Source organism: Alkalibacillus salilacus, from assembly GCF_030812915.1.
In the GTDB taxonomy this organism is placed as follows: domain Bacteria; phylum Bacillota; class Bacilli; order Bacillales; family Alkalibacillaceae; genus Alkalibacillus; species Alkalibacillus salilacus.
In genome coordinates, this window is record NZ_JAUSTQ010000013.1 from 58854 (window position 1) to 69932 (window position 11079).

The window sequence follows — 11079 nt, forward strand, 5'->3', positions numbered from 1 at the left end:
ATGAAAAAACCATTAGTTAGTGTAGTAATCCCTTTTTATTCTGAATTAAATTGGCTTGATGAAGCATTACATAGTGTCAAAAATCAAACATACGATAATCTTGAGGTTCTTGTAGTCAATGATGGTTCTCCAGAAGATCCAACTTCAGTTATGGAAAAGTATAATAATTTTGCGTTTTTAATTAATAAGGAAAATGGCGGTCCATCCTCTGCCCGAAATCTAGGGATAGAAAAAAGTGCAGGAAAGTATATAGCATTTTTAGATTCTGATGACATCTGGATGCCTAAAAAGGTAGAAATGCAAGTAAAACTAATGGAAGAAACAAAAAATGCTTGGAGTCAACATTCTTATGAATACTTCTGGGATCAAGAAAATAAAACAAAAGTTACTAATACAAGTATTTATCAAGGGGATGTATACGTTGATTGTTTTATCTCCTTAAAGATTCAAACTTCATGTGTAATGGTGAGAAAAGATGTTCTATTAAATGAAGATATTATTTTTCCATTAGATAAAAGATATGGACAAGATGGTGCATTCTATAAACAGATTGCAAAAAACCATAATTTAGGTTATCTCGATGGAGTGTTTTCTAAGTTTAGAATAAGAGGATCTAATGCAGGTTTTCGTGCTGAAGTTCAATTGAAAAGTAGAGCAGATACTTGGAAAGAAATAAAAAAAGATAATGAGATATTAAAAAGGTTGCCATTTTTAGCTAAAGTGGCTTACAGAGTATCATATTTTAATAATTTATTAGCAAGTAAAGTTACGGTAAACGCTAATCGTAGATATAAAGAAAGCATATACAAGATATTCTATTCAATTCCATATTTGTTATTTAAAACAACATCAATAAGATATAAATGATCTAAGTGTTAAAGGAAGTAAACAATGTTAAAAAAGTTTAATAAAAATATAAATCAAATAGAATGGATTCTATATTTTGTAGTTTTGGTTTTATTGTTCCAAATCACTAGAAATATAAGCACTGTTGTTTATGTTGGAGTGTTATTTTCTCTATATATCTTGCTATATATAATTTATTTATTAGTTGTTAGTAAAAATTACAAATATGAAATTTCAGCTAAACCAAGAAACTTAATCTTCTTATTCACTTTGTTATTTATACCAATTACTAGCATTGTATACTTAGACTTTAACGAGTGGATCTTAGCTTTTCCACGCTATCTGGTTACACTTCCATTTATAATCTTTTTGGTATTCTATAACGATTTTTCAAAAGATTTCATAAAATTATTCTTACAAACATTATGCATATATATGGCCATTGTTGCTGTGAGTGTTTTTTATCAGATTATTTTTGGTTCAATATCTTTTTTTGCTGAACCATCTTATAGAGAAGGGCTCGTAAGATATGCATCTTTGGCGGGTAGCTTAACCGCCTTAGGAACCCTAGGAGCATTAGCTTTAGCTATACTATCATTAGATAAAAATAAATCTTTATTTAATAATAAATTTAAAGTACTATTAATTTCCATTATTTCAATTGGAATGTTGGCTTCGCTCCAAAAAGCTGCAGTAGTAAATATTATGATTGTCATTTCGCTTTATTTAATATTCAACTTAAATATCAAACGATTAATATTGAGCCTATCCTCACTTATGTTTTTAGGATTAACAGGATATATAATTTTTCTATTTAATAGTGAATCTCTGTTAGCTATCTATACAGAAACAATTATTAATTATACCCTAAACACTGGTGGTATTGAAAATACACAAGAAGATCTACTTAATAGACTTGTTGGTATGCCACTAAAGGTTATAGAATTTCATGACATAAAATTACATGAATTAATATTGGGGATAGGGTTTGCTCCATTAGCTGGTGTGATGGGATTAAGCCATTATCCGATGCCTCATAATACGTATTTTGATTTGTTATTATCAGGTGGGATCATCCATTTAATATCTTATGTTTTCTTATTAACTAGGATAACTTTTGTTACATTGAGGAAAAAATTAAGAAATAGGAAACTTAATATTATCGATAGATCTTTCACTGCTATATCAGTAATTTTATTGATCAATATGGTTATTGGTGCTGGAACCTTTTATCAACCAATTCAGGCAGTTTTTGTGTTCTTGATTATTTTAAATTACGATAAAATAAGTGAATTATTTGCTACCTGATATTTTCGGAGCTATTTTAGATTGGATGTTAAAGAGATTAGGTTAAAGAAGAGTAATTAGATTTATTGAAAAATGATATGTTTTAATGGGATGATGTGAAGTAATGAAATGGGTTAGTGATTATTTGTTAAATTATGTTTAAAATACAAGTGACAATTAAAACATTTATCCTTAATAAGGGTTGTTTATTCTATATATTTATTCAAGTATGTAAAATACCACATTAAGAAGAATATATATTTTGAATGGCTTCTAGTTTAAATACTACAGCCCAAAACTAAGGTGAAGAATATTTTTTTTGGTATTAATGCTAAAAAACATTTATTTATTTTCTAAATATAATTATCAGTCTAAATTCTTTTCAAATAATTAATGAAGTGGTTTACTAAAAGCAAAAATACGTTTTTACATTAGAGATGTTAGTATTTTTAATTTGTTGCTCAAAATGTGATTTCAAATTATAGATAGAAATGCGTGAATTTTCATCTAAAAATTGGAAACTAAGTTATACGATAAAAACTTTAATATCAAATGTTTTTTTAATGAAATGGAGTCTTTATATTGAAAGATATTACAAGAAAAGCGATACATGGTTTTAAATGGACAGGTATTAAAACATTAACTAATTCTTTGCTACAACCAATTTTTAGAATAAGTTTAGCTATTTTGTTAACACCATCAGAGTATGCTTATGTTGCAGTAATCCTTTTGATTGTTTCATTAACTGAAATGATTAGTAATTTTGGTTTTGGTGAATTTATTGTTCAGAAAATGAGATTTAATGACAAAGTTTTTTCTTCAACTATTTATGCAATATTACTAGTTAATTTGGTGATTATTAGTATTTTATATTTTATTAGAGGATTCATATCTGATTATTTTAGTTTAAGTGAACTGGATAAAATAATTAGTTTATTATTAATAGTTATAATAATAAACAGTTTAGCAAAAATAAGTGCTTTTGTGCTTAACCGAGAGTTTTTGTTTAAAATTGAAGTAATAGGGAAAATGAGTAAGTATATTATAGAAACTCTTATCTCATTAGTATTAATTTCAGTAGGTTTAGGGATTTGGGGGTTTGTATATGGTCTGTTAATTTCTAATAGTGTAAACTTATTAATAAATTTACACGGAATCATAAAATATGCAAGTTTAAAGCTAACCCCTATATTATCCTTAAAACATTTTGAAAATTATCGTCTGTTCATTTCTCAAATTGGCTTCAAAAAGATACTTACGTTTTCAGGTCAGAAAATTGATGAAGTTATAATTGGTGGAATTCTTACACCCGATATTTTAGGTGTTTATTCATTTGTGAAAACATTGTTAATTCAGATCCAAAGTTTAATAACATCCTCTATAGGTCAAGTTATGTTACCATTGTATTCTAATTTTCAAAATGATAATGGAGAATTACAGAAATATTATTTGATAATTAGTTATCTACTATTTTTAATAGCATTCCCATTGTTTTTATTGTGTTCTTTAACTGCAAAATATCTTGTGCCATTGCTGTTTGATGAAAGCTGGTACAAGAGTATAGTTATTTTTGAAGGTCTAGCAATACCTATTGCTTTAATAGTATTGACATCGAGTGTCGGTACTTCTTTGATATATGCTAAAAATAAACCTGGGTTACTTTTATCCTTAGAGTTGATAATGATACCACTATACATATTGTCATTGGTGCTATTAGGAAATAGTCTTAATATGATAATAGTACTATACAGTATCTTTTTAATATTAAGGTTTGTTATTATACAATACTTCATAAACAAGTTAATTGGACTGAATATGAGGAGGTATGTTGTAAATATTAAGTTTCCATGCTTAGGTCTACTAACTATGTTGATTATTTATAAATTGATAAATCATCTAACAATAAACCCTCCACTAATAATCATGTTAATAATCACAATATTATTATTAGGCTTCAGTTATGTTGTAGTAGTCTTATTATTTGAGAGAAATAGAATTTTAAATTACTTAAAATTAATTAGAAAGGGTGTTTAGATGCCAAGATTAAAAAAGGGATTGAAGTTTCTGTTAAGAGTTAGAAATAATATTATAGACTTTTTTATCAATAAACCAATTTCCAATGAAAGTCCTATTTTTATTGTCGGTTGTGGTCATAGTGGCACTACATTAATGGCTTCAATTTTAAATGCACATTCCAATTTGGATGTTATTAATTATGAAACAAATTTATTTCGAGATCTTTTCACGCGTTTTAAAATAAAAAAAGAGTATGAAAAGTATCAATCTAATAAGAATAATAGGCTTGTAGAAAAAACGCCTAAACACATAATGAAAGTTAATAGAATTTTAAAATATTATCCTAACGCTCAAATAATTGCATTAGTTCGGGATGGCAGAGATGTTAGTTTATCATTAAAAAAACGCTATGAAGATTTTAATAAAAGTATGAACCGGTGGATAAATGATAATGAGGCACTGATCCCTTTTTTAGATGATAAAAGAGTCAAGGTAGTTAAGTATGAATCAATAATCACAGATTTTGATGATACCTTATTAGAAGTTACAGAATTTTTGAATGAAGAGTATGAAGATGCTTTGAAGAACTTTTATAAACAAACGTATTCTTATGGTAATACGTCCGAATTGAAGGAGCCGACTAATCAATATAACAAAGATAATCATATTGAATACCGTGCATGGCAGGCTAATCAGCCGATTTATGATAATAGAGGGAAATGGAGAAAAGAACTTAGTGATTCGGAAATAGCGGACTTTAATAAAAAAGGTTATAAATTATTACAATTTTATGGATATGATACTAATTAGTAGTTTTAAAAGAGATCTTATCAAAATGTTTTGTATATAAATGTGCCGTTTATATGTGAATACAAAATATGAAATATCTAGTCATACCTTATGAACATGTTAATTAAATATACTTAAATTCACATACTAAATACGATGAATAAAAGGCATTTCTTCAAATAAGGACTCCTATAAACCTTTTTGGATGAGATTTATCTTTCGAAAATTAAGTACATACAAATGCAGAGCATAAGGTGAATGCAATGATATTATTAGAGTATAATATGTACTAGTTTTCTGATAGTTAAGCTGTAGTCTTGTTGTTATAGTACTAGGAAAATAATGTTTAATCCGGATTTAATTTTTACGTAGAAATGAGGCAAACAATGAGTAAAGTCTATTTGTCAAGCCCGCATATGTCAGGGAATGAACAACCATACATACAAGAAGCTTTTGATCTGAACTGGGTCGCACCTCTCGGTAATAATGTGAACGGATTTGAACAAGAATTGTCGAGCTATAATGGTGTTGCACATACAACAGTCCTGTCATCTGGCACTGCAGCAATTCATTTAGCATTACGGATACTGGAAGTTGAGCCAGACGATCACGTATTTGTATCGTCATTAACATTCGTGGCAACTGCAAATCCAGTTCTGTATGAACATGCCAACCCTGTCTTTATTGATTCTGAACCTGACACTTGGAATATGTCTCCTGTTGCTTTGGAAAGAGCATTGCAAGATTTCGATAAGGCGGGGCAATTACCTAAGGCCGTAATTGTTGTGAATTTATATGGTCAGAGCGCCAAGATGGATGAAATTATGTCGGTTTGTAATTCTTATGGTGTCCCAGTTATTGAAGATGCTGCTGAGTCACTAGGTAGTGAATACAAAGGTCAGAAAAGTGGTACGTTTGGCCATTTTGGTATTTATTCGTTTAATGGAAACAAAATTATCACAACTTCAGGTGGTGGGGCATTAGTTTCTAATGATGAAGCTGCTATTCAAAAGGCTCGCTTTTTATCGACTCAAGCTCGTGATCCAGCTGTCCATTATGAGCATAGCCAAGTGGGGTATAACTACCGTATGAGCAATATTGTCGCAGGTGTTGGAAGGGGTCAACTGGAAGTGTTAGATCAACGTGTCCAACAACGACGTGCGGTGTTTAAGCGGTATTATGATGCTTTCCATCAAATTGATGGCATCTCTTTTCAACCAGAGCTCGAAGGAACTTACTCGAATAAATGGTTAACAGCATTAACGATTGACCCTAAGCAAACTGGTGTTTCTCGTGATCATATTATTGAATCCCTAAGTGAAAACAATATAGAAGCTCGTCCTGTTTGGAAACCAATGCATTTACAACCTCTGTTTGAGGGTTCTATCTATTACCCTCATCAAATAGATGATAGTGTGTCTGAAAAGCTGTTTAAGGACGGCATTTGTTTACCTTCAGGATCGAATTTGGCTATAGAGGATCAGGAAAGAGTCATCAAAATTATATTAGTTGTATTAAACTAGATTTATAGCATCCAGAATTTCTCATAGAAATTGAGAGGTGAAAGGTATGTACAACATTACAATTGCAGGCACAGGTTATGTCGGTTTATCAAATGCAGTTCTGTTAGCGCAATATAACACTGTTACAGCACTTGACATTGTCCAAGATAAAGTTGATTTAATAAATAATCAGAAATCCCCAATCGCAGATTCTGAAATTGAAGAGTTTTTAATAACCAAAGATTTGAATTTAAATGCGACAACTGATCAACATGAAGCCATTCAAGATGCTGATTTTGTTGTTATTTCGACACCAACCAATTATGATCCTGAACAGAATTATTTTGACACTTCTACGGTTGAAACAGTTGTTGAAACCGTATTATCGATTAATGAACAGGCATTAATGATTATTAAATCTACTATTCCTGTCGGTTATACCGAAGAGTTACGACAGAAATATAATACCAATAATATTATTTTCTCACCCGAGTTTTTACGAGAAGGGAAGGCGTTGTATGATAACCTTTACCCATCTCGAATTATTGTAGGTGAGCAGTCTAAAAGAGCTGAAACATTTGCAAGCTTGCTTGTTCAAGGTGCTGAGAAAGTAGACATTCCAACACTGTTCACTAACTCAACTGAAGCTGAAGCAATCAAATTATTTGCGAATACATATTTAGCCATGCGTGTGTCATTTTTTAATGAACTCGACAACTACGCGGAAATTAATGGTTTGGACACAGGACAGATTATTGAAGGTGTCAGTCTTGATCCGCGTATTGGGAATCATTATAATAATCCATCATTTGGGTATGGGGGCTATTGTTTACCTAAAGATACGAAGCAATTGCTTGCTAATTTTGAAGATGTACCGAATAGTTTAATTACGGCAATCGTAGAATCTAACCGTACACGTAAAGAACATATTGCTGATCGTATCATGCTTAATGAACCAAGTGTGGTTGGTATATATCGTTTAACGATGAAAACAGATTCTGATAACTTCAGACAATCAGCAATTCAAGGCGTGATTAGTCGCCTAAGGGCTAGAGGTGTTGAGATAGTCGTACACGAACCATCTCTTGAACAACGTGAATTTGAAGGGCTTAAAGTTATGAACAATTTTGACCAATTCAAGAATTATGCTGATGTTATCGTTGCTAATCGACTATCAGATGAACTGAATGAGGTATTTGATAAAGTGTATACGCGTGATATTTTTATTCGTGACTAATGAATTATCGAGCCTCGCGACCAGTAGTATTAACACTCTGGTCGCGAGGCTTTTATATGCTTTAGTCTAGGGATTTCAGAAGATGTCCGTACCAATTTCTTTATTGGTACGGACATTATGACTTCATTGAACTTTGTCGAAAGAAGTCATTATAATTACGCCATGATATTTTTAAATTTATAGTAATAGATGTTGAAAGGTGTTGTAAGCATGTCTTGGTATTTAATATGGTTAATAGTCTTTATAACAGGTATTATGGCGTTAGGTTTCTATTATTCTCGTAAAATCAAAAGTAGTGATGATTATACAATGGCGAACTTCAGCTTAGGATTTTTCCCTATTAGTGGTAGTATTATTGCGACTTCTATGGGGTCTGCTGCAGTCATTGGTGCAGCTGGGGAAGGATTCCAGGTCGGTACGGCTTGGTTTTTAACAACTTTACCTGTAGCTGGATTCTCTATTTTACTCGTATTCTTACTTGGTAAAACGATTCGAAAGTTGAAGTTGTATACGATTCCTGATCTATTCGTAAGACGTTTCGGTAAAGCAGCAGGATTAATCCCAGCGTTGGTTATCAGTATACTTTACATGACACCAACATTTGGTATGCAGATTGTTGGGATGGGTTCTATTTTTACGACAATTGTCGATATCCCGTTATTCTGGGCCATGATTATTGGCTTTCTAGTATGTGTGTCCTTCACTTTAATGGGTGGTCTACCTAGTGTTGCATGGACTGATGCGGTACAGTCTGTCTTAATCATTGTCGGTTTAATTTTGATGTTTGTCGTTGGTCTAAATTACGTAGGTGGATTTGATACGGTTGTACAAAATACGCCAAGCGAATTACTTAACTTTACAGGATTAAGTGGAACAGAATTGCTTAACTATCTAATTATCTTCGGGCCGTTCTATCTCGTGTGGCAAACATCTTGGCAACGTATTTCAGCTGCTAAATCAGAGAAAACAGCTGTTAGTGCTGTAACAGTTGGTTTTATTTTAACGTCAGTCGTTGGCTTCTTTGCAGTTGGGATTGGTGTGATTGCTCGTCAATCTATTCCTTTAGATACGCACCCAGATTCTGTTTATACAGATTTTCTAGCGACGGTCTTTCACCCTGCTATAGGTGGTTTCTTTATGGTTTCATTATTTGCTGCTGTTTTAACAGGGGCAACCTCATTCTTGTTAAGTGGTGCAATGAATATCTCGAAAGACATTTATGAAAAATGGATGAATCCTGATGCTAGTGGTGAGAAAATCTTAAAAGTCTCACGTCTCTCTGTAGCTGTCATGGCTGTGGGTGGTTTATTAATTGCTCTATTAATTTCTGACATTATCGCAATTTACACGTACGCTTTATCACTTTCGGCGGTTTCAATGGTGTTCCCTGTTTTGGCAGCGATGTATTGGCATGGTGCAACGAAGATAGGCATGATCACAAGTGTAGTTGGTTCCTTAATCTTTGCGATGATTTGGAATCTAGCAGGAAAACCATTTGGCTTGCATGAGATCGTTCCTGGTTTAGTAGTTTCTTTAATAATATTAGTAGTTGTCAGTTTACTCACTGATCATTCAGACGATGAGGATCCTACAGCCTATTATTTTGCTTATAAGAATGAAAAAAATGAATAAAACGATGTTCAAGAAGGTGATTATATGGTGAAAGTAGATACAATTTATAAGAATGGTAGAATTTATTCATTTGATGCGTCTAATCATGTGTATGGTTCGCTTACAGTAGCTGATGGTGTGATAACAGGCGTTTGGGAAAGTACTGAGCCTCCACAAGATGAAGTGGAGTCTAATAACGAAACATCTTTTGTTGATTTAGATCAAGCGACGATGATTCCAGGGTTTATCGATACACATAACCATATCTTGATGTATGCAAAAACGAAGGAACAAATAGATTGTAATGTACCTCCAAATGAAGCTGTTAGTGATGTCTTAAATGCGATCAGTGAACAAACTAATAAAGTTGAATCAGGTTCATGGATTGAAGGGTTCGGGTATGATGATACGATGATTGCCGAGAAACGTCATTTGAATCGTAAAGAGTTAGATGATGTTGCGCCTCATCACCCGCTTTATATCCGACATATCTCGGGGCATTTAGCTTATGTTAATTCGAAGGCGATTGAAATGGCAGGGTTAGATGATTATGTAGAAGATTTTCCGGGAGGACATTTTGGTCGGAATGAAGATGGTAATTTGAATGGTGTGTTATATGAACCAGGAGCTATGCAACCATTTTTAGATTCGTTACCTAAAAAGAGCACAGATGAATTGGTACAGATTCTAAAACGAGCCTCAGATGAATATTTGACTAAGGGCATTACAACAAACTCAGATGCTGCTATTTTTAATATGGAAGAATTAGACGTTCACCTACGAGCAGCGAAAGAAAGGGCGAACCCGATTAAAACAAGGGTTATGATGATGCACTATTTAGTAGAAGAGGGAGCACCTTTTGGAAATTATACACCTGAAGAGTTAAACCGCTACCTATTAGATGAATCAGATGGTTTAGTATCATTAGACAGTATTAAAATGTTCCAGGATGGCTCAATTCAAGGGATGACAGGTGCCCTAAGAGAGCCTTACTACAATGATCCGACGGTGATGGGTGAATTTATACATGAAGAAGAAGATTTTAAGCAGGAAGTATTGCATTTCCATAAACGTGGATTTCGTATCACGACGCATGGAAATGGTGATCGTGCTATTCGTTCTATTATAGATGCATATGAATATGCTCTGAATGAATATCCTCGCCAGGATCATCGACATCGAATAGAACATGTGCAAACGGCACTACCAGAAGATTTAGAAAGAATGAAGCGATTAGGGATTGCTGCGTCATTCTTTATTAATCATGTGTATTACTGGGGCGATCGTCACCGTGATATTTTCTTAGGACCAGAACGCGCTGAACGGATTAATCCACTTAAAGAAGCTTCGGACAACGGATTATTGTATACATTGCATTCTGATTGTCCAATTACTCCGATTTCTCCAATTTTTTCGATTTGGGCTGCTGTTAACCGGTTAACGAGAAATGGTTACGTCTTGGGGAATGAGCAAAAGATTGACTTGGATACAGCGATAAGGACAATGACAATTGAGGGGGCCAAACTCAATTTTGAAGAAGGTCTAACTGGTTCTATAGAAGAAGGAAAGCAAGCTGATCTAATTACATTGTCTCATAATCCATACGAGGTAGATTTACAAGATCTTAAAGATATAAAGGTCGCACAAACTATTATTGATGGTAAGGTTGTCTATTCTAAATAAAGAAGGTCGTCTCAATGAACTGTACCCTTAAAAGTGGACAATTTAATAAAAAACTAGGCGGCTAAAAGGTGACCTCGATATTGATTCGGGGTCATCTTTTTTAGTGTC

8 protein-coding genes are annotated in these 11079 nt (G+C 32.9%); all 8 read left to right on the forward strand.

Annotated elements, in window-relative coordinates:
• The 8 genes from J2S77_RS12640 to J2S77_RS12675 all read left to right on the forward strand — a co-directional run bounded on the left by J2S77_RS12640 (position 1) and on the right by J2S77_RS12675 (position 10971).
• Entirely contained in the window at positions 1–867 is an 867-nt protein-coding gene (locus J2S77_RS12640) for a glycosyltransferase family 2 protein (protein ID WP_306977894.1), read from the forward strand.
• Between the two features lie 24 nt (positions 868–891).
• A complete protein-coding gene (locus J2S77_RS12645) occupies positions 892–2154 on the forward strand; it encodes an O-antigen ligase family protein (protein WP_306977896.1) in 1263 nt (420 codons plus the stop codon).
• Positions 2155–2715: 561 nt separating this feature from the next.
• On the forward strand, positions 2716–4167 hold the full coding sequence (locus J2S77_RS12650) for an oligosaccharide flippase family protein (protein WP_306977898.1): 1452 nt from the start codon (positions 2716–2718) through the stop codon (positions 4165–4167).
• Positions 4168–4959 (forward strand): sulfotransferase family protein, encoded by a 792-nt coding sequence (locus J2S77_RS12655; RefSeq protein WP_306977900.1) that lies wholly within the window; start codon positions 4168–4170, stop codon positions 4957–4959.
• Positions 4960–5324: 365 nt separating this feature from the next.
• Positions 5325–6461 (forward strand): aminotransferase class I/II-fold pyridoxal phosphate-dependent enzyme, encoded by a 1137-nt coding sequence (locus tag J2S77_RS12660; protein WP_306977902.1) that lies wholly within the window; start codon positions 5325–5327, stop codon positions 6459–6461.
• Positions 6462–6507: 46 nt separating this feature from the next.
• Positions 6508–7677 (forward strand): nucleotide sugar dehydrogenase, encoded by a 1170-nt coding sequence (locus J2S77_RS12665; protein WP_306977904.1) that lies wholly within the window; start codon positions 6508–6510, stop codon positions 7675–7677.
• 210 nt (positions 7678–7887) lie between these two features.
• Positions 7888–9309: a sodium:solute symporter family protein gene (locus tag J2S77_RS12670; protein WP_306977906.1), complete on the forward strand. Its 1422-nt coding sequence runs from the start codon at positions 7888–7890 to the stop codon at positions 9307–9309.
• Positions 9310–9333: 24 nt separating this feature from the next.
• A complete protein-coding gene (locus J2S77_RS12675) occupies positions 9334–10971 on the forward strand; it encodes an amidohydrolase (protein ID WP_306977908.1) in 1638 nt (545 codons plus the stop codon).
• Positions 10972–11079 lie beyond the last annotated feature (108 nt).